Source organism: Synechococcus sp. MW101C3, assembly GCF_002252635.1.
Lineage (GTDB): Bacteria > Cyanobacteriota > Cyanobacteriia > PCC-6307 > Cyanobiaceae > MW101C3.
Map to the genome: position 1 here is coordinate 17639 of NZ_NQKX01000002.1, position 17900 is coordinate 35538.

The 17900-nt window shown below is 65.5% G+C and carries 18 protein-coding genes; 12 read left to right on the top strand and 6 right to left on the bottom strand.

The window, feature by feature from the left end:
* Window positions 1-97 precede the first annotated feature (97 nt).
* Window positions 98-907: a mechanosensitive ion channel family protein gene (locus tag CJZ80_RS02335; protein WP_094510495.1), complete on the top strand. Its 810-nt coding sequence runs from the start codon at window positions 98-100 to the stop codon at window positions 905-907.
* 331 nt (window positions 908-1238) lie between these two features.
* Here CJZ80_RS02335 and csaB read toward each other — a convergent pair whose 3' ends face one another.
* Complete coding sequence (csaB, locus tag CJZ80_RS02340) at window positions 1239-2291, bottom strand: polysaccharide pyruvyl transferase CsaB (RefSeq protein WP_094510496.1); 1053 nt, start codon at window positions 2289-2291, stop codon at window positions 1239-1241.
* Between the two features lie 137 nt (window positions 2292-2428).
* On the opposite strand from csaB, the gene CJZ80_RS02345 reads away from it, so the two are divergent.
* From CJZ80_RS02345 to psaK, 3 genes are read left to right on the top strand one after another with little or no spacing between them, the layout of a single operon-like run.
* Complete coding sequence (locus CJZ80_RS02345) at window positions 2429-2728, top strand: DUF2499 domain-containing protein (protein WP_094510497.1); 300 nt, start codon at window positions 2429-2431, stop codon at window positions 2726-2728.
* A gap of 8 nt (window positions 2729-2736) precedes the next feature.
* Window positions 2737-3303 carry a DUF3593 domain-containing protein gene (locus CJZ80_RS02350; protein WP_369802977.1) on the top strand — a complete coding sequence of 189 codons (567 nt, stop codon included), beginning with the start codon at window positions 2737-2739 and terminating at the stop codon, window positions 3301-3303.
* A complete protein-coding gene (psaK, locus tag CJZ80_RS02355; RefSeq protein ID WP_094510498.1) occupies window positions 3300-3557 on the top strand; it encodes a photosystem I reaction center subunit PsaK in 258 nt (85 codons plus the stop codon). Before CJZ80_RS02350 ends, psaK begins: the two co-directional genes overlap by 4 nt.
* A 25-nt stretch (window positions 3558-3582) precedes the next feature.
* Here psaK and CJZ80_RS02360 read toward each other — a convergent pair whose 3' ends face one another.
* Together CJZ80_RS02360 and dxs are read right to left on the bottom strand one after the other, a co-directional pair.
* The gene (locus tag CJZ80_RS02360; protein ID WP_233132743.1) at window positions 3583-4791 is read right to left on the bottom strand and encodes an NAD(P)/FAD-dependent oxidoreductase; all 1209 of its coding nucleotides are present in this window, start codon (window positions 4789-4791) and stop codon (window positions 3583-3585) included.
* An 8-nt stretch (window positions 4792-4799) separates the two neighbouring features.
* On the bottom strand, window positions 4800-6710 hold the full coding sequence (dxs, locus tag CJZ80_RS02365) for a 1-deoxy-D-xylulose-5-phosphate synthase (protein WP_094510499.1): 1911 nt from the start codon (window positions 6708-6710) through the stop codon (window positions 4800-4802).
* 178 nt (window positions 6711-6888) lie between these two features.
* Here dxs and ilvA point away from each other — a divergent pair, with 178 nt between their 5' ends.
* The 3 genes from ilvA to CJZ80_RS02380 are packed head-to-tail and all read left to right on the top strand — an operon-like array spanning window position 6889 to window position 9419.
* A complete protein-coding gene (gene ilvA / locus CJZ80_RS02370; RefSeq protein WP_094510500.1) occupies window positions 6889-8451 on the top strand; it encodes a threonine ammonia-lyase, biosynthetic in 1563 nt (520 codons plus the stop codon).
* A gap of 48 nt (window positions 8452-8499) precedes the next feature.
* Complete coding sequence (gene scpB / locus CJZ80_RS02375) at window positions 8500-9087, top strand: SMC-Scp complex subunit ScpB (protein ID WP_094510501.1); 588 nt, start codon at window positions 8500-8502, stop codon at window positions 9085-9087.
* A gap of 26 nt (window positions 9088-9113) precedes the next feature.
* The gene (locus tag CJZ80_RS02380; protein ID WP_369802979.1) at window positions 9114-9419 is read left to right on the top strand and encodes a YggT family protein; all 306 of its coding nucleotides are present in this window, start codon (window positions 9114-9116) and stop codon (window positions 9417-9419) included.
* Window positions 9420-9456: 37 nt separating this feature from the next.
* Here the strand turns inward: CJZ80_RS02380 and CJZ80_RS02385 are convergent, their stop codons facing one another.
* Both CJZ80_RS02385 and CJZ80_RS02390 read right to left on the bottom strand, forming a co-directional pair.
* Window positions 9457-9924 carry a hypothetical protein gene (locus CJZ80_RS02385; RefSeq protein ID WP_094510755.1) on the bottom strand — a complete coding sequence of 156 codons (468 nt, stop codon included), beginning with the start codon at window positions 9922-9924 and terminating at the stop codon, window positions 9457-9459.
* A gap of 333 nt (window positions 9925-10257) precedes the next feature.
* Entirely contained in the window at window positions 10258-10587 is a 330-nt protein-coding gene (locus CJZ80_RS02390; RefSeq protein ID WP_094510502.1) for a nucleoside triphosphate pyrophosphohydrolase family protein, read from the bottom strand.
* Window positions 10588-10653: 66 nt separating this feature from the next.
* Between CJZ80_RS02390 and pyk the strand changes: the two genes are divergently transcribed.
* The 5 genes from pyk to CJZ80_RS02415 all read left to right on the top strand — a co-directional run bounded on the left by pyk (window position 10654) and on the right by CJZ80_RS02415 (window position 16502).
* Complete coding sequence (pyk, locus tag CJZ80_RS02395) at window positions 10654-12441, top strand: pyruvate kinase (protein ID WP_094510503.1); 1788 nt, start codon at window positions 10654-10656, stop codon at window positions 12439-12441.
* Window positions 12442-12495: 54 nt separating this feature from the next.
* A complete protein-coding gene (locus tag CJZ80_RS02400) occupies window positions 12496-13725 on the top strand; it encodes an ABC transporter permease (protein WP_094510504.1) in 1230 nt (409 codons plus the stop codon).
* Window positions 13726-13846: 121 nt separating this feature from the next.
* Window positions 13847-14137, top strand: a complete 291-nt coding sequence (locus tag CJZ80_RS02405) for a DUF1830 domain-containing protein (protein ID WP_094510505.1) — start codon at window positions 13847-13849, stop codon at window positions 14135-14137.
* A gap of 76 nt (window positions 14138-14213) precedes the next feature.
* Window positions 14214-16142, top strand: coding sequence for an ATP-dependent zinc metalloprotease FtsH (gene ftsH / locus CJZ80_RS02410; RefSeq protein ID WP_094510506.1), 1929 nt, complete (start codon window positions 14214-14216; stop codon window positions 16140-16142).
* Between the two features lie 117 nt (window positions 16143-16259).
* Window positions 16260-16502 (top strand): hypothetical protein, encoded by a 243-nt coding sequence (locus CJZ80_RS02415; RefSeq protein WP_369802980.1) that lies wholly within the window; start codon window positions 16260-16262, stop codon window positions 16500-16502.
* A 642-nt stretch (window positions 16503-17144) separates the two neighbouring features.
* On the opposite strand, the gene clpP is transcribed toward CJZ80_RS02415, so the two are convergent.
* Window positions 17145-17738, bottom strand: a complete 594-nt coding sequence (gene clpP / locus CJZ80_RS02420) for an ATP-dependent Clp endopeptidase proteolytic subunit ClpP (RefSeq protein ID WP_094510508.1) — start codon at window positions 17736-17738, stop codon at window positions 17145-17147.
* Window positions 17739-17900 lie beyond the last annotated feature (162 nt).

Sequence of the window (17900 nt, forward strand, 5' to 3'; positions counted from 1 at the left end):
CGTTGTACGTTCCATCCCGCCGTGCCAAGACCTCAACATTCGGTTGACGTGAGGCTCAGGAAACAGCAGCGTTCTGCTGCACCCCGATTCTCTCTCCGTGCCTGAGAGCCTCGCCCTGATCACTGCGATCGTCGTTCCGTTCATCTTCAAGCTGGTGGGCGCTGTTGCCCTCTGGATTGCCGGCGGCTGGCTCATCACCCTGGCCGTGCGCCTTTTACGCAGCTCTCTGCGCCACAGCAGCCTCGACGCGACGGTGGTGTCTTACCTGCTCAACATCCTCGCGGCAGTGCTGCGGGTGATCCTGGTGGTGGCCATCCTTGGCTTCTTCGGCATTGAAACGGCCAGCTTCGCCGCCCTGCTGGCCGGTGCAGGCGTGGCCATCGGCGCGGCCTGGAGCGGCATGCTGGGCAATTTCGCCGCCGGGGTGTTCCTGCAGGTCTTCCGCCCCTTCAGCGTGGGCGATTTCATCACTGCCGCCGGCGTCACCGGCACCGTGGAGGAAATCGGCATGTTCGTGAGCTCGGTGCTCTCTCCCGATAATGTCCGCAATATCATTCCCAACGGCAAGCTCTTCAGCGACAACATCCAGAACTATTCCGTGCATCCGTTCCGGCGGGTGGAACTGGTGGCCCAGCTCGACAACAGCGCCGATGTGGCCCGTGCCGTGGCCCTGCTTAAGGAGGGCATCAAGAGCGTTCCCAACCAGTACGACGGCATGCCGGCAGATGTGGAGGTGCTGGAGTTCACCGAGCGCGGCCCGAAACTTGCCGTTCGCCCTTACACCCATACGGACAACTACTGGCAGGTCTACTTCGACACCAACCGCATGATCGTGGATGTGCTGGGCAGCAATGGCTTCCCGGTGCCCCGCATCCCGCTGGCGATGGCCGCTCCTGCCAGCAACTAGAAGGCTGCGGTCACTGGCCGCTGACCACCGTCCGCGGCCAGGTTCACGGCTTGTCGAAGAAGCCGAGCGTGCTCAGCCAGTAGGCCATCGCCCCCAGCGGGATCAGCACGCTGAGCAGGATCTGCAGTTTCACGCGGTCCATCGGAGAGGGGCAAAGGTCACCGGCTTGCCAGTCAAACCACTCGCCAAGCCGGCCGCGAGCCACAGACGGCAAACAGCTGTGCTTCGAGCCGGATCCTGCCAACAATTCCGTTGCCAGCCGGATGTGGCAGCACTTCTGATGCGTGCCGCGGGGCCGTCGTCCTTCGGTTCTGCGAGCCGAAGCCGGTGGTCAGCCCAGCTGCTGATGCAGCAACGCAGCGTGAACTGCCGTTTGCTGGCGCAACTGCTCAATGGTGGCTCCTGCCGGGGGAATCTCGGCAGCGCTCAGCCAGCTCTGCGCCAGGGGTCCTGTCTGGTGCGCCGCCAGGGCCGTTGCTTCCAGATCGATGCAGGGACAGGCGAGAGCATCAGCGGCCCTCCTCACCTTGGGGTCGTAGCTGAGTGCTGCGCAGGGGGCTCCTGCCAGGGCCGCCAGGATCAGGCCATGCAGCCGCATCGACACCACCAGCGCGGCCCCATGGAACTGCTCGCAGGCCTCCTCTGGAGTCTTCACCTGCAGCTCCCGGCTGCGGGCCTCAAGCCCCTGCGGTAAGAGACCCCTCTCCTTCAACTCCTGCAGCAAGCCCGTGTCCTGCTCCCGGTGGAAGGGCAGCCAGTGCACCGGCCGGTCCAGGCGGCGCGCCACCTGGTCAAGGGCCTGCAGCAGCACGGCCCAGCCGCTGTCATTGAGCAGCCTGGTGGGGCGCCAGCAGAGCACGATCGGTCCGCCCGGCCCCTGCCAGCACTGAGCCGGCAACGACCACACCGGATCACTGCCCACTGGCGCCTGCACGCCCCACTCAGCAGCCAGGGCCGCTGAACCGGCATCCCGCCAGGTGATCCCCTGCACCAGAGGCAGCAGGCGCTGCACCAGCAGGCGGCTGCGGCGGCGGCGCAGTGGGCCCAGCCCCTGTCCCCAAAGCAGCACCGGCAGGCCAGCCAGGCGCGCCCGCAGGATCAGTCCCGTGTAATAGATCAGGCTGCCGAAGCTGGTGACGTCCTGCAGCAGGCTGCCGCCACCCAGCACCAGCGCATCGCAGCCACCCAGGGCCTGCAACACCGACGCCAGGCGCCGACGGTCCACGGTGCGCACCCCGAAGCAGCGCTCCACCTCCTCGCGATCGAATGCGGTCACGAGCGGATCGCATCCCGCTGGCAGCTGCGCCAGCAAGGCAGTGAGCAGGGCGTCGTCGCCGAGGTTGTGCTCGCCGTAGTAGCCGCAGAGCAGGGGACGGTTCGGCATCAGGGGGTCGGCATCAGTCGGGCTGCCAGTGACGTGGCAGGCAGGGGCGCGGCAGGCAGGGGCGAGATCGGAACTGCCAACGCTGGCATGGTCGCAGCGGGCTCCTTCATGATGAGGCCACTCAAGCGGACGCTCCGATGCACGCGCTCTCGCTGCCCACCTGGTGGATCCACATCGCCTCGGTGCTGGAGTGGATGCTCGCCATCGCAGCGATCGTGCGCTGGGGGGAACGGCGCCATGAACCGCAGTGGCGCTGGCTGGCCCTGGCCATGCTGCCTGCGCTTTTGAGCGCCATGGCGGCCTGCACCTGGCACCTGTTCGACAACACCGAAGCTCTGCGTGGCCTGGTGGTGTTTCAGGCCTTCACCACCTTGGTCGGCAACATCGCACTGGCGGTAGCTGGCTGGCAGTTGCTGCCGTCTCCGCGTCAGGCCTGACGGAGATCATGACGCTTCTTGTCATTCCGTTGTCTGTCATCGCTCTGCTCACTGCCCCCCTCCACTCCATCGATCAGCTTGCTGCCCCTTTCCATGCGTTCGTCATGGCCAGCAGCGCTGCAGGCAGCTCCGGTCTGAGCGGGGCCGTTGGCGCTGTTCAGGATGGATGGCGCCACGGCCTCTGGTTGCTGCAACCGCTGGCAGCTGTGGATCCTGCGCCCCTGTTCGTGCTCTCCTTGCTGCCCTACCTGGCCTTCCTGCGCTGGGCCGGGCGCAGCGGCCGTTTCCCGCCGCTGGCCTTGCGAGGCTTTCAGTTCACGCTGGTGTTCGTGGCCGTCACGATCGTGGCCGCCGTGGTGGCAGAACTCCGTTTTGGCCAGCAGCTGGCGGATGTGGACCCCTTGCATGGCGCTGCCGAGGCCTTCCTCACCGTGGCCAATCTGATGGTGTTGCTGGGTTTCAGCACCGCCTCCGCGGACGGCCCACCGCCTCAGGGCCATGAACAAGTTTTACGCCCGGGTGAGGATGGAGTGGTTCACCCGGAAGATGGGGCGTCGGTTTCAGATCCAAGATGATCGCTCCGCTCCTCGCGCTTGCCCCCGCTTCGATTTCCTGGTCACCGAAAGTGGCTCTGGTGATGATTGTCTGCAATGTGATTGCCATCGGCATCGGCAAGGCCACCATCAAGTACCCCTCCGAAGGCGCCCAGCTGCCCAGCCCGCAGTTCTTCGGCGGCCTGAGCCATGCCTCCCTGCTGGCCACCACCAGCCTGGGCCACATCTTCGGCATCGGCGCCATTCAGGGCCTGGCCTCCCGGGGTGTGCTCTGAGTTCAAGGGCCGTGTGGGTGGCGCTTCAGCGCCACCCCAGCAGGTAGGGGAGCATCCGCCCCCCGTAACGCTCGAAGCGGTAGTGGAACAACAGCGCGGAGAGATCGCCGGCGGCAGCGGTCTGCTCGAGGCCGTGCAGCAGAGCTGAAAGTCTGCGGTCTCCCCGCTCGTCCACCAGGCCAAGCCAGGTGCGTTGGGCCAACCTGCCGCTCAGGCTCCAACGCCAGCCCAGCATGCGCTTGAGTTGGCCTGGGTAGCGGTCCAGCGGCCGTTCGTTGCCGGCCAACGCCTCCACCAGCGCCGGTACCAGCAGGCGGCCACTTGCCATGGCGTGGCGAATCCCCTCACCGCCCAGCAGGTTGGCGGTGCTGATGGCATCGCCCAGGCCCAGCAACCTGCCGCGGCGGTGGGGTTCCCGGCGACGTACCGAGCTGCGGATCACACCGCCGTGCCGATCCACCACCTCTGCCTCCTGTAGCAGCCAGCGGCGCTGCAACTGCTGCAGGCAGGTGCCAAGGGCCGGTTGAGTTCCCTGGCGGCGAGGATCTTCCAGGCGGCACACACCCAGTTTCAACAGGCCGGGCTGCATGGGAAACACCCAGCCGTAGCCCTGGGGCATCCACTGGGAGCCGAGGCAGAAGCTGAGCCGGTTGCTCCAGCGGCGCCAGAGCGGCTCCGGCACCTGCAGCAGCCATTCCACCCCCACCCCACGCACCAGCGGATCGCGGCTGGGGGGAGGGTCACCGATCAAGGCTCGCCCCTGGCCACTGGCGTCCACCACCCAGTCGCTCTCCACCTCCACCAGAGCACCTGACGCCCCGACCAACGAGGTGCGCAGGCGATCGCCCACCGCGTCGCAGCGCTTCGCCCGCAGGCCCAACGCAAGGCGAGCTCCCCAGCCACTGGCCTGCAGCCCCAGCCAGTGGCGCAGGGCCCCGAAGTCGAGCACGGCCCCTAGCGGTTGCTCCTGGCTCCAATGGCGCTGGTCGTCGCCGGGGCCGAACAGCTGCCAACCGCTCCAGCGGCTGGCCACCACCTCCGGCGGCAGACCGAAGCGTTCGATCGCCTGCAGCGGTAGCGCGGCGCTGCTGAAGGCACGCGTCCGTAGATCTGGCAGGGCATCCACCACCAGCACATCCACGCCGCTGCGGGCCAGGCCCCGGGCCAACTCTCCGCCCGCCGGTCCGCAGCCCACGACCAGCACCTGGCAGCGCAGCCGTTCGCTTGAGCTCAAGGCGCGATTCAGACCGTGAGTGGCTGGCGCAGCACGCCGAGTTGAAAGCGCTGCAGGATGCGGGTAGCCATCTGCGGCGGGGTGAGCCCCAGCGCCTGCTTGCTCTGGTCGGGGCTGGCGTGATCCACCAGCACATCTGGAATGCCGATGCGCAGCACCGGCACCAGCACGTCGTTGTCGTTGAGGGCTTCCACCACGGCAGCGCCGAAGCCACCGGGCAGAGCGCCTTCTTCCATGGTGACCACGCGGCCGATGCGCTGGGCCAGGGGCACGATCAGGGAGTCGTCGAGAGGGCGCAGGAAGCGGGCATTCACGACGGCCGCCCGCACACCCTGCTCCTGCAGCAGCCCTGCGGTGGCCATGGCCGGGTAGACCATGGCGCCATAAGCCACGATCAGCAGGTCGTCGCCATCGGCGAGCTGTTCGCCACGGCCGATGGCGATCGGCTCCCAGCCTTCCTCCACCAGCGGCACCCCTTCGCCTTCGCCCCGGGGGAATCGGATCGCGGTGGGGCCGGTATGGGCGATCGCCGTGACGAGCATGCGCTGGAGCTCGGCTTCATCTTTGGGCGCCATCACCGTGAAGTTGGGTACGGCGCGCAGGTAGCTGATGTCGTACTGGCCCTGGTGGGTGGGGCCGTCGGCACCGACGATGCCGGCGCGGTCGAGCACGAAGGTGACCGGCAGGTTCTGGATGCCGACATCGTGGATGAGCTGGTCGTAGGCGCGCTGCAGGAAGGTGCTGTAGATCGCCACCACAGGCTTGACGCCGTTGCAGGCCATGCCTGCCGCCATGGTGACGGCGTGCTGCTCGGCGATACCGACGTCGAAGTATTGGTCGGGGAGTGCCTTTTCGAGCAGATCGAGGCCGGTTCCGGTGGCCATGGCGGCCGTGATGCCCACCACGGTGGGGTCGAGCTCGCAGATCTTCACCAGCGTCTGGCCGAACACCTTGCTGTAGCTGGGTGGCTTCGGCTTGCTGGAGGGGTAGGCCTTGCCGGTTTTCAGATCGAAAGCCGACTGGGCGTGATAGGCCACCTGATCGGCCTCGGCGTAGGGGTACCCCTTGCCCTTGGTGGTGACCACATGCACGAGCACCGGGCCTTCGCAGCGGTGTGCCGCCTGGAAGGTGCGCATCATCCCGGCGATGTCGTGGCCGTCGACCGGGCCCATGTAGGTGAAGCCCAGCTCTTCGAACACCGCGCCCACCTTGGGCACCGAGAGCCGCTTCATGCTCTCTTTGAGGGTCTTGAGCTCAGGCGGCAGCTCGCCGTGCATGAAGGGCAGGTGCTTCACCGCCTCTTCAGCGCTGCCGGAGAGAAACTGCAGCGGCGGGCTCAGCCGCATGCGGTTGAGGTATGTGGAGAGCGCACCTACTGGTGGTGAGATCGACATGTCGTTGTCGTTCAGCACCACCAGCAGCCGGGTGTGCGGCAGGTGGCCGGCATGGTTGATCGCCTCCAGCGCCATGCCGCCGGTGAGGGCGCCATCGCCGATCACCGCCACGCACTTGAAATCCTCGCCGCGCCGATCGCGGGCCAGGGCCATGCCCAGGGCTGCCGAAATGCTGGTGGAGGCATGGCCGGCGCCGAAGGCATCGAAACGGCTCTCGCTGCGCTTCAGATAGCCGGCCACGCCACCCTGCTGACGCAGGGTGTTGAAGCGGAGGTAGCGGCCGGTGACCAGCTTGTGGGGATAGGCCTGGTGGCCCACGTCCCACACCACTTTGTCGTGGTCGAGATCCAGGGTTTGGTAGAGGGCGAGGGTGAGTTCGACCACCCCCAGGCCGGGGCCCAGGTGGCCGCCGCTGCTGGAGACCACCTCCAGGTGGCGCTCTCTGATCTGCCTCGCGATGCCTTCCAGCTCGGCGACGCTGAGCCCATGCAACTGATTGGGATGGCTCAGCTCGCTGAGATGCATGCCCCGGCCTGTTCAGTACAGGTCAATCTACGTTCCCCCTCCCGCCGGTTGGCGGCAATGGTCACCAATGGGCAGGGGAAGGCGAGTGCTGAGGGAGTGAGCCGCTTGTGAACGGCCTCCAGATCGAGGTTGAGCGGTCTGCAGCCAGCCACCGGCCGGCCCTTGTCACACTGGGTCAATGAGCGATTACCTCCAGCGGATCCTGCGTGCCCGCGTCTACGACGTGGCGATCGAGTCGCCGCTCGACCCGGCGCCCAATCTCTCGCGCCGCATCGGCAACCACGTGCTGCTCAAACGGGAGGACCTCCAGCCGGTGTTCTCTTTCAAGCTGCGCGGTGCTTACAACCGCATGACCCACCTCACCGCCGAGGAGCTGGAACGGGGGGTGATCGCCGCTAGTGCGGGCAACCACGCGCAGGGTGTGGCGCTGGCGGCGGGTCGCCTCGGCTGCCGGGCCGTGATCGTGATGCCGCTCACCACTCCGGAGATGAAGGTGCGCGCTGTTGCCGCGCTCGGGGCCGCGGTGGTGCTCCACGGCGACACCTATGACGAGGCCTGCCTGGAAGCCCGGCGCCGCGCGCGGGAGGCGGGCCTCACCTTCATCCACCCTTTCGACGACCCTGAGGTGATCGCTGGCCAGGGAACGATCGGCCTGGAGATCCTGCGCCAGTGCTCCTCACCCCCCGATGCGATCTACGTGGCGGTGGGCGGCGGCGGCCTCATCGCCGGCATCGCCGCCTATGTGAAAAGTGTGTGGCCGGAGGTGGAGGTGATCGGTGTGGAGCCGGTGGATGCTGACGCCATGGCCCGCTCCCTGGCGGCCGGCCGACGCATCCGCCTGGAGACGGTGGGCCTGTTCGCCGATGGGGTTGCGGTTCGGGAGGTGGGTGAACACACCTTCGCTCTGGCCCAGCAGCACGTGGATGCCATGGTGACGGTGACGACCGACGAGATCTGCGCAGCGATCAAGGACGTCTTCGAAGACACCCGCTCGATTCTGGAGCCGGCCGGCGCCCTGGCGATCGCCGGCATGAAGGCAGACGTGCAGCGCCGCCAGCTGCAGGGACGCACCTTGGTGGCGGTGGCCTGCGGCGCCAACATGAACTTCGACCGCCTGCGTTTCGTGGCCGAGCGGGCCGAGCTGGGCGAGGCGCGCGAAGCGATGGTGGCCGTGGAGATCCCGGAGCGGGCCGGCAGCCTGCGGCAACTGTGCGAGCTGCTGGGTTCCCGCAGCCTCACGGAATTCAGCTACCGGATGGCAGATCCGAAGCTGGCGCACATCTTCCTGGGGGTTCAGATCAGCGGCGCCGACGACACGGCCGGCCTGATCGCCCAGCTGCAGGCGAGTGGCTTCCCCTGCCTCGATCTCAGCGGCAACGAGCTGGCGAAGCTGCATCTGCGCCACATGGTGGGGGGCCGCCGTCCCCAGGGCTTCAGCGGCGAGGGGCAGGAACTGCGCCAGGAACTGCTCTACCGCTTCGAGTTCCCGGAACGGCCGGGCGCCTTGATGGCGTTTGTCAACGCCTTGCACCCCAACTGGTCGATCAGCATCTTCCACTACCGCAACCAGGGCGCCGACGTGGGGCGGATCGTGGTGGGGGTGCAGGTGGAACCGGAAGACAATGCCGCCTGGCACACCTTTCTCGAAGGGCTGGGCTACCGCTACTGGGACGAGACCGACAACCCCGCCTACCGCCTTTTCCTCGGACCCGTCCTGCCGCCGATCCCTGCCCTGGCCTGAGCCTGAACGGCTGCGGTACGTTCGGCCCAGACTCTGCTGGTCGGCTCCATGTCCAGCGACGACACGACGGGCCTCACCGGAGGCTCCCTGGGTGCGGCGGCCACGGGCGCGGCTTCCCTGTCGCTGGCGGCGCGCATCGAGGCGATCCTCTATCTCAAGGGACGGCCCCTGGATCTGGCCGAGCTGGCCCGGCTTGCCAGCCTGGAGCCTGGCGTGGCGCTGGTCCCCGAAGCGGTTGAGCTGGCCCTGATCACGCTGATGGCCGACTACGCCCATCGGGACACGGCTCTGGAGATTCGCCAGGAGGGGCGCCAGTACAGCCTCCAGCTCCGCGAGAGCCTCAGCGGCCTGGTGCAGAACCTGCTGCCGGTGGAGCTCTCCACCGCCACCCTGCGCACGCTGGCCACCATCGCCCTGAAGAAACGCATCCTTCAGTCAGATCTTGTGGAACTGCGCGGTTCCGGGGCCTACGACCACATCAAGGAATTGCTGGCCCAGAACTTCATCGAACGTCGCCGGCAGAGCGACGGCCGTTCCTATTGGCTCAGCCTCAGTGAGAAGTTCCACCGCACGTTCGCCGTGCGTGGTGAGGCTGAACTCCCTGGCGGCCGCACGCCACCGCGCACCTCCCCATAAAGTCGAAGCACGAGCCGATGGCGCCCATGTCCCTGACGATCCTGAGCCAGTTGTTTGCGGTGCTGGCCCAGACCCTCAGCATCTACAGCCTGGTGCTGCTGGTGCGGGTGCTGCTGAGCTGGTTCCCCAATCTCGACTGGAGCAACCCGGTGCTCTCCACCGTGAGCTCGATCACCGATCCCTATCTCAACGCCTTTCGGGGGCTGATTCCGCCCATTGGCGGCCTTGACCTTTCTGCCCTGATCGCCTTCCTGGCGCTCAGCCTGGGCCAGAGCCTGCTGGGCGCAGCGAGTGGCTCGCTGATGGGCGCCGGCGCCGGCTTCGGTTACTGACTCCACCCGCTGATCACGGCGGCTGAGGCCTGCGCGATCAGCTCAATTCCTGCTCCTGCACCGCCTGCTCCAGTGGCAGCAATTCATCGCCTTCCGCCGCGCGTGTGCGCACGGGGGCGCTGAAGCCATGGGCACGGGCCTTGCGCACCTGCAAGGGTTCTGGCGTGCCAGCGGGAACGGCCAGGCGCAGGGCGAAGTCGGAGCGGCCGGGCGGCACATCACCGATCGAGCCCACCCGGCTGCGGTTCTGCAGCACCGGCTCGCCGCTGGCATCCACGATCACGGCGAACACATCAGTGTCGACAACGGGCTTGCGGCCCGGGTTCTCCACCACGCCCCGCAGGGCATAGCAGCTGGCTTCGGCGGCACGGCGCAGGAGGGGTTGGGCGCCCGCATCAGCGGCCGGGCAGGCCTCCAGGGACACGTCACTCACCACCAGATCGGCGGCCCAGCCCGGCGGCACAGGGCCGAGGAGCACGAAGGCCACCAGCAGGGAAGCCAGCATCACAGGGGGCAGAAGCGGCCCCAGCAGGCGCTGAGGACGGCGAGCCAGGCAGGCTTTCAGGGCGCGGGCAGACCGCCGGCTCAAAGCTTGTTCCGCGTCCTGGATCGGTGCGAAGAATCGCCCCCAGCACATGGCATGAACAAGGCGATCACGCAGGTTCTGCATGGCACTCCAGGAACGCAGGGGGATCGGAAAACAATGGCGAAAGACGGGCTCAGGCGCACCAAGAGCGACAGGGGGCTGGTCATGCCCTGCAGTTGCGAGTGGGCCCGGGTGAGGCCAGGTGGTCGCGGTACGAGCGCGTGCCGGCCCCATCGGATGCTGCCGCTGGGTTCAGCGCTGATCGCCGCTGCCACCGATGACATTGCGGCATTGACGGTCGGCAAGCTTGGCGAGGTTGGCGGCTGCCACGGTGTTGAGATCGAAACCGAGCTCGCTTGACAGCTGAGCCACGTACCAGAGCACGTCTCCCAGCTCCAGCATGATCGCGCTTCGCACGTCCGCGTCGAAGCTCCCGTCCCCGTCGCGCAGCACCTTCTTGACCTTGTCTGCCACTTCGCCGGCCTCTCCGCAGAGCCCCAGGGTGGGGTAGATGGGATTGCTTCCCACCGAGGGGTAGCGGGCGGTGGAGCGCGCTTCCTGCTGGTAGTGGTTGAGCTCCATGGCGACGGGCGCGGCGGGTGCCTGGTGGTTTCGGATGGTAGTTTCCGCTCACCGTCCGGCGCTCCGATGGCTGCTCCCGATCTTTCGCGTCGCACCAAGATCGTGGCGACCATCGGTCCGGCCACCGAAAGCCCCGAGCGCCTGCGTGAACTCATTCACGCCGGTGCCACCACCTTTCGCCTGAATTTCTCGCACGGCGATCATTCCGAGCACGCCCTGCGCATCGCCACCATCCGTCAGGTGGCCCATGAGCTGGGCATCCACGTAGGCATCCTGCTCGACCTTCAGGGGCCGAAGATCCGGCTCGGTCGCTTCGAGCAGGGGCCGATCACCCTCGCCAACGGCGATCCCTTTGCGCTCACCTCCAGGGAGGTGCCCTGCACCCAGTCGGTGGCCACGATCACGTACGACAAGCTGGCCGATGAGGTGCCCGCCGGCAGCCGCATCCTGCTGGATGACGGCCGGGTGGAGATGGTGGTCGACGCGGTGGATCAGACGGGTCGCACACTCCACTGCACGGTGGTGGTGGGCGGCGTGCTCTCCAACAACAAAGGGGTGAACTTCCCCGATGTGCAGCTCTCGATCCGGGCTCTCACCACCAAAGACCGCCAGGACCTCGCCTTCGGTCTGCAACAGGGGGTCGATTGGGTGGCGCTCAGCTTCGTGCGCAACCCCTCCGACATGCAGGAGATCCGCGAGCTGATTGCCACGCTGGGACACAGCACTCCGGTGATCGCCAAGATTGAGAAGTTCGAGGCGATCGATCAGATCGACGCGATCCTGCCCCTCTGCGACGGGGTGATGGTGGCCCGCGGAGACCTGGGCGTGGAGATGCCTGCCGAGGAAGTGCCGCTGCTGCAGAAGGACCTGATCCGCAAGGCCAACATGCTCGGGATCCCGATCATCACGGCCACGCAGATGCTTGACAGCATGGCCAGCTGTCCGCGGCCAACTCGCGCCGAAGTGAGCGACGTGGCGAACGCCATCCTGGATGGCACCGATGCGGTGATGCTGTCCAACGAAACCGCCGTGGGTGACTATCCCGTGGAGGCGGTGGCCACCATGGCCCGCATCGCCTTGAGGATCGAGCGCGACTACCCCACCCGGCACGTCGATTCGCATATGGCGAGCACGATCCCCAATTCCATCAGCCAGGCGGTGAGCACGATTGCGCGCCAGCTCCAGGCGGCGGCGATCCTGCCGCTCACCAAAACCGGTGCCACCGCCCGGAACGTCAGCAAGTTCCGCCCCTCCACCACGATTCTGGCGATCACCAACGATGTGAACGTGGCCCGCCAGCTGCAGCTCGTGTGGGGGGTGAACCCCCTGCTGATCAGCAACCAGGACTCCACCACCAGCACCTTCACCCTGGCGATGGGGGTGGCTCAGGAGCAGGGCCTGCTCAAGGACGGCGACCTGGTGGTGCAGACCGCCGGCACCCTGGCGGGTGTCAGCGGCTCCACCGATCTGGTGAAAGTCGGCATTGTTTCGGCCGTGCTCGGTCGCGGTCTGGGCATCGGCGATGGCTCCGTCAGTGGCCGGGTGCACGTGGCCAACAGCCCTGAAGACGCAGCGCGGCTGGAGGCAGGTGAAATCCTGGTGGTGCGTGAAACCACCGTGGCCTACGTGGAGGCGATCCGCAAATCGCGGGGCGTGATCGCCGAAACGGATGGCAGTGACAGCCATGCCGCCGTTATCGCTCAGCGCCTAGGCGTACCGGTGATCGTGGGCGTGGCCAATGCCACCACCGATCTCCGCCACGGCGAGTTCGTCACGCTCGAGCTGCGCGAGGGCCTCGTGCACCGCGGCGCACGCAACCACACCCAGGGTGGCCGCCAGACCCCAGAGATCTGACACGCCCGGGCGCCGTTCGGGCTGGCCATGATGAGCCCTGAACCCGTTTCAGGCATGGCGTCGAAGCTGCCCATTGGCGAAACCATCCGGATGTCGCTCTCCACGCTGGGGGCCAACCGCATGCGCAGCCTGCTGACCATGCTCGGCATCGTGATCGGCAATGCCTCGGTGATCACCCTGGTGGGGGTGGGCAAGGGGGCCCAGAACCTGGCGGAAGGGCAGCTCAGCACCCTGGGCGCCAACGTGCTTTTTGTGGTGCCCGGCAACAACGACACCCGCCGCCAGGGGCTCCAGAACCCCCGCACTCTTGTGTTGGAAGATGCGGAAGCGATCGCCTCCCAGGTGCCTTCTGTGCGGCGGGTGGCCCCCCAGATCACCATGAATCTGGTGGTGCAGGCAGGCGCGCGCAGCTCCAGCGCGTCGGTGTCGGGCATCACGCCTGAATTCCTGCCAGTGCGCCGCTTCGAGATCGCCCAGGGCCGCTTCTTCAGCGAAGAAGATCTCAGCTCCGCCCGCAACGTGGTGGTGATCGGCCCGGATCTGCGCAACAAGCTGCTGCCTGGCGATTCCCCGATCGGCAAGATCCTGCGCATCCGCGACCAATCCTTTGAGGTGATCGGCGTGACGGCCGCGAAGGGGGCGGTGTTCGGCAACAACCAGGACGAGGCTGCTTACATCCCGCTCACCACCATGGTGAGCAAACTGAGCGGCCGCGATCCAACGTACGGCGTGGTGCTGACGTTCATCAGCGTGGAGGCGCGCGATGAGGCCAGCACCGGCGCCGCCAAGTTCCAGATCACCAACCTGCTGCGCCAGCGGCACCGCATCCTGCGCGAGGACGACTTCGCGGTGCGGTCCCAGCAGGATGCGCTTTCGATCGTGGGCACCATCACCGGCGGACTCACCCTGATGCTTGGCGCGATCGGCGGCGTGTCCCTGCTGGTGGGCGGCATCGGCATCATGAACATCATGTTGGTGTCGGTGAGCGAGCGCACTCAGGAGATCGGGCTACGCAAAGCGGTGGGCGCCCGCAGCGGCGATGTGCTGGCCCAGTTCCTGGTGGAGTCGCTGGTGCTGGCCAGCCTCGGTGGCTTGATCGGCAGCGCGGTGGGGCTGGCCACGGTGGCAGGGGTCGCCCGCTTCACGCCCCTGCCGGCTTCGATCGATGCCGGCAGCGTGCTGTTCACGGTGGGGCTATCCGGCTCGATCGGATTGTTCTTCGGGGTGGTGCCGGCGCGGCGCGCGGCGCGGCTGGATCCGATCGTGGCTTTACGGAGCCTCTGAACCGATCAGGCCCCGCCACACAATCCCGAGAAAAGATTAAGAAAGCCTATTGGTGGTCACTGTGACCAAACGGGAGGTGCCGATGGTGCGTTTATGAGGGTTCTGAGATGAGGCACCAACCGTGGCACTACTCCCCTGCGGGTATCGCAACGCCAGCGACCGCATGGTGATCCTTCGTTGCTGCGGCCCTGAAACCTTCTATCTGGAACGGGTGGCGTTTCCCTTCGAGTTCCTCAGCTTCGAGGCCCCCCCCAGCAGTGAAGTGGAGATCTGGACCCACACCCTTGGCGGCCCCGACCTGATCGAAACGCTGTCGGTGAACGACCTGCTGATGGAAAGCGATCCGGGGGTGGTGCTGGCCGAGGGGCTGCAGCCGGATTCTCAGGAAACCCGCCCCACCATGGCAGGCTGAGGGAAGCGCGGATCTGGAGGGAGCAGTCTCCATCTTGGATCCCGAGCTTTACAGTTGTTAAAACAACCTCTCAGCCATGAACCAGCGCTGGCGTCTGATCGCACTTTGGCTTCTCCCTGTCGGAGTGGCTGTGTTTCTTGGCTGGCAGGTGCTCGGCAGTGGCGGCCCCGCCCGCTTCGCTGATAGCACCGGTGCCGGCATCTCCAGCGCACGTAACACGGCTGTGGCCCGCATGAGCTACGGCCGCTTCCTCGACTACGTGGAGGCGGGACGCGTCACCGCGGTGGACATCTACGACGGCGGCCGCAGTGCCGTGATCGAGGCGGTGGACCCGGACCTCGACAACCGCGTGCAGCGCCTGCGTGTGGATCTGCCCGGCGTGGCCCCTGAGCTGATCAACAATCTCAAGCAGAAGGGCATCAGCTTCGACATCCACCCGCCGCGCAATTCGCCGCCGGCCCTGGGCCTGCTCGGCAACCTGCTGTTCCCGCTGCTGCTGATCGGTTCCCTGATTTTCCTGGCACGCCGCTCCTCGGGCATGCCCGGCGGTCCTGGCCAGGCCATGCAGTTCGGCAAAACCAAAGCCCGCTTCGCCATGGAAGCGGAAACCGGCGTGAAGTTCGCCGATGTGGCCGGCGTGGAAGAAGCGAAGGAAGACCTGCAGGAGGTTGTCACCTTCCTCAAGCAGCCCGAACGCTTCACTTCGGTGGGCGCCAAGATTCCGCGTGGACTTCTGCTGGTGGGCCCCCCTGGCACCGGCAAGACCCTCCTGGCCAAGGCGATCGCCGGTGAGGCCGGTGTGCCTTTCTTCTCCCTCTCCGGCTCCGAGTTCGTGGAGATGTTCGTGGGCGTCGGCGCCAGCCGCGTGCGCGACCTGTTCAAGCGGGCCAAGGAAAACAGCCCCTGCCTCATCTTCATCGATGAAATTGACGCGGTGGGACGCCAGCGCGGCGCCGGCATCGGCGGCGGCAACGATGAGCGCGAGCAGACCCTCAACCAGCTCCTGACGGAGATGGATGGCTTTGAAGGCAACAGCGGCATCATCATCATCGCGGCCACCAACCGCCCCGATGTGCTCGATTCAGCGCTGATGCGTCCGGGCCGGTTCGACCGTCAGGTGAGCGTCGACGCGCCTGACATCAAGGGCCGCCTCTCGATTCTGGAAGTGCACTCCCGCAACAAGAAACTCGCTGAGGATGTGTCGCTTGAGGCGATTGCGCGTCGCACCCCCGGCTTCACAGGGGCCGATCTTGCCAACCTGCTCAACGAGGCGGCCATCCTCACCGCGCGGCGCCGCAAGGAGGCCACCAGCCTGGCTGAGATCGACGACGCTGTGGATCGGGTGATCGCCGGCATGGAAGGCAAGCCGCTCACCGATGGACGCAGCAAGCGCCTGATTGCCTATCACGAAGTGGGCCATGCCCTGGTGGGCACCCTGGTGAAAAACCACGACCCCGTGCAGAAGGTCACACTGATTCCTCGCGGCCAGGCCCAGGGCCTCACCTGGTTTGCCCCCGATGAAGAGCAGATGCTTGTGAGCCGCTCCCAGTTGCAGGCACGGATCATGGGTGCCCTGGGCGGGCGTGCTGCTGAAGCCGTGGTGTTCGGCCATGCCGAAGTCACCACCGGTGCTGGCGGTGACATCCAGATGGTGGCGGGCCTTGCCCGTCAGATGGTCACCCGCTTCGGCATGAGCGATCTTGGCCCCGTTTCGTTGGAGGCAGGCAACCAGGAGGTGTTCCTTGGCCGCGACCTGATGACCCGCAGCGACGTGTCGGAATCGATCGCGCGCCGCATCGATGAGCAGGTGCGCCTGATCGTGGACCGTTGCTACCAGGACACCCTTGAGCTGGTAGGCAATCACCGCGAATGCATGGATCGCCTGGTGGAACTGTTGATCGAAAAGGAAAGCCTCAACGGAGACGAGTTCCGCAGCATCGTGGCTGAATTCAGTGTGATTCCAGAAAAGGAACGCTTCTCCCCCCTGCTGCCAGCCACCACCTGAGCCAGGCCAAGGGCTGATGACCTTGCGACATCAGCCCCTTCCTTTATCTGCTATTAACCCTGATCAGTCTTTTCATCCCGCTTGGTCCGATAAAATTGGCCTCATTGCATCAGAGCGTTGAGCGATATCAAATCCCCGATGGAGTCGTTCAGTCGTTACCACGGTGACGACTGGACCCCTGAGGGCGCAGCTTTTCACCAAAACCTTGAGCAGTTCGCCGACCGTGTGGGACTGATCGTGGGATTGCAGGCCAATGGCAAGATCACCCAAACCGATGCCTACGACCAAATCCGCTCTCTTTGGAAAGAGCTGAAATTCAGCAAGAGCTACTTGCTTAAGTCGGATCAACCGAAAGATTGAGCCTTGGTTTCGACTCCTCGCTTTCAGGAAGCCGGCATGCCCCCTTTCCTGGAGTTCAGCTTCTAAAGCAGCAATTCCAGAAGGTCGGTAAAGTCTGAAGGACTCAACTTCAATAGTCTTCAATAGGCCGACACTCGGAAGACTGTTTGCAGAACGTTGAGTAAATCGATGGTTGATCATCAAGTCATTGATTTCGCGATCATCCAAGTCCTGCGTTATCCATTCTCGGAGAACCAATCCTGAGAATGTCTGTCAATGCACAGCGAGTTCTTGCTTGTTTACGCGGATCGTCATCGATTGAGGGTTGGCTCTATCGTTTGCCTCCTTCCACCCTCTCTCTCGGGGCGCTTTTGAGTCAGTTGGCAGGGTCAGATTGTAGGGTTAAATTGTATGGTCGCTTTTCGAGTTATCCTTCGGGCCTATTTGTTGCAAGTGACAAGCGTTAGCAGTTAGCTGACTCTTAGGTAGGCGTAAAGTCGGCGCTGCGCTTCGGGGCGATGAACTGAGTGCTGATGGCGCTGGCACAGTGCGCGTTGACAAATACGCCTGGAAGCAACAGAAGCTGGTGAGGACTACCGCGCTTCGGCCATTGGCTCCAGGCGTGAAGAGTTGCGGATGCGCCGGCAACCAGGACCTGACGTCTCAATCCACAGGGCGGATCGGGCGGCGTTCGATCACTTTGTCGATCAGGCCGTAGCTCACCGCTTCTGCCGGTGACATAAAGAAGTCACGGTCGGTGTCGACCTGGATGCGATCGAGGGGTTGGCCGGTGCGATCAGCCAGTTCGCGGTTGAGCTTGTCTTTGAGGAAGAGGATTTCGTTGGCCTGAATGCGGATATCGCTGGCCTGGCCGCGGGCGCCACCGAGCGGCTGGTGGATCATGATGCGCGAGTGGTGCAGGCTGCTGCGCTTGCCCTTGGCGCCGGCCGTGAGAAGAAAGGCCCCCATGCTGGCGGCCAGGCCCACGCAGACGGTCTGGACGTCGGGCTTGATGTGCTGCATCGTGTCGAAGATGCCAAGGCCGTCGTAGACGGAGCCACCGGGAGAGTTGATGTAAAGGAAGATGTCCTTTTCAGGGTCTTCTGCTTCCAGAAACAGCAACTGAGCCACCACCCGGTTGGCAGATTCCGCCGTGACCGTTTCACCAAGAAAAATGATGCGCTCGCGCAGCAGCCGGGAATAAATATCGAACGCGCGCTCGCCCCGGCCCGAATCCTCAATCACGATCGGGATCATGGACGAAAAATCAGCAACTCCCCCATCTTACCGAGGCCAGTGCACCCACGGTTCCCCCTCGCTGGGCCTGGGCCAGCTCGCCGGAGCAGGTCCAGCTCAGTGAGCGCTAGCGGTGGCGCCGGCCCATCGGGCGGGAGGGGGCAGCGCTAAGGTCCAGATAAC

Coding starts and splice junctions, on each gene's coding strand:
- pyk (WP_094510503.1), top strand. CDS start 10,654: ATGGCTGCTCCCGATCTTTCGCGTCGCACCAAGATCGTGGCGACCATC.
- scpB (WP_094510501.1), top strand. CDS start 8,500: ATGTCCAGCGACGACACGACGGGCCTCACCGGAGGCTCCCTGGGTGCG.
- CJZ80_RS02345 (WP_094510497.1), top strand. CDS start 2,429: ATGCACGCGCTCTCGCTGCCCACCTGGTGGATCCACATCGCCTCGGTG.
- CJZ80_RS02380 (WP_369802979.1), top strand. CDS start 9,114: ATGTCCCTGACGATCCTGAGCCAGTTGTTTGCGGTGCTGGCCCAGACC.
- CJZ80_RS02385 (WP_094510755.1), bottom strand. CDS start 9,924: ATGCTGGCTTCCCTGCTGGTGGCCTTCGTGCTCCTCGGCCCTGTGCCG.
- dxs (WP_094510499.1), bottom strand. CDS start 6,710: ATGCATCTCAGCGAGCTGAGCCATCCCAATCAGTTGCATGGGCTCAGC.
- CJZ80_RS02400 (WP_094510504.1), top strand. CDS start 12,496: ATGGCGTCGAAGCTGCCCATTGGCGAAACCATCCGGATGTCGCTCTCC.
- ftsH (WP_094510506.1), top strand. CDS start 14,214: ATGAACCAGCGCTGGCGTCTGATCGCACTTTGGCTTCTCCCTGTCGGA.
- CJZ80_RS02390 (WP_094510502.1), bottom strand. CDS start 10,587: ATGGAGCTCAACCACTACCAGCAGGAAGCGCGCTCCACCGCCCGCTAC.
- CJZ80_RS02350 (WP_369802977.1), top strand. CDS start 2,737: ATGACGCTTCTTGTCATTCCGTTGTCTGTCATCGCTCTGCTCACTGCC.
- csaB (WP_094510496.1), bottom strand. CDS start 2,291: ATGCCGAACCGTCCCCTGCTCTGCGGCTACTACGGCGAGCACAACCTC.
- psaK (WP_094510498.1), top strand. CDS start 3,300: ATGATCGCTCCGCTCCTCGCGCTTGCCCCCGCTTCGATTTCCTGGTCA.
- ilvA (WP_094510500.1), top strand. CDS start 6,889: ATGAGCGATTACCTCCAGCGGATCCTGCGTGCCCGCGTCTACGACGTG.
- clpP (WP_094510508.1), bottom strand. CDS start 17,738: ATGATCCCGATCGTGATTGAGGATTCGGGCCGGGGCGAGCGCGCGTTC.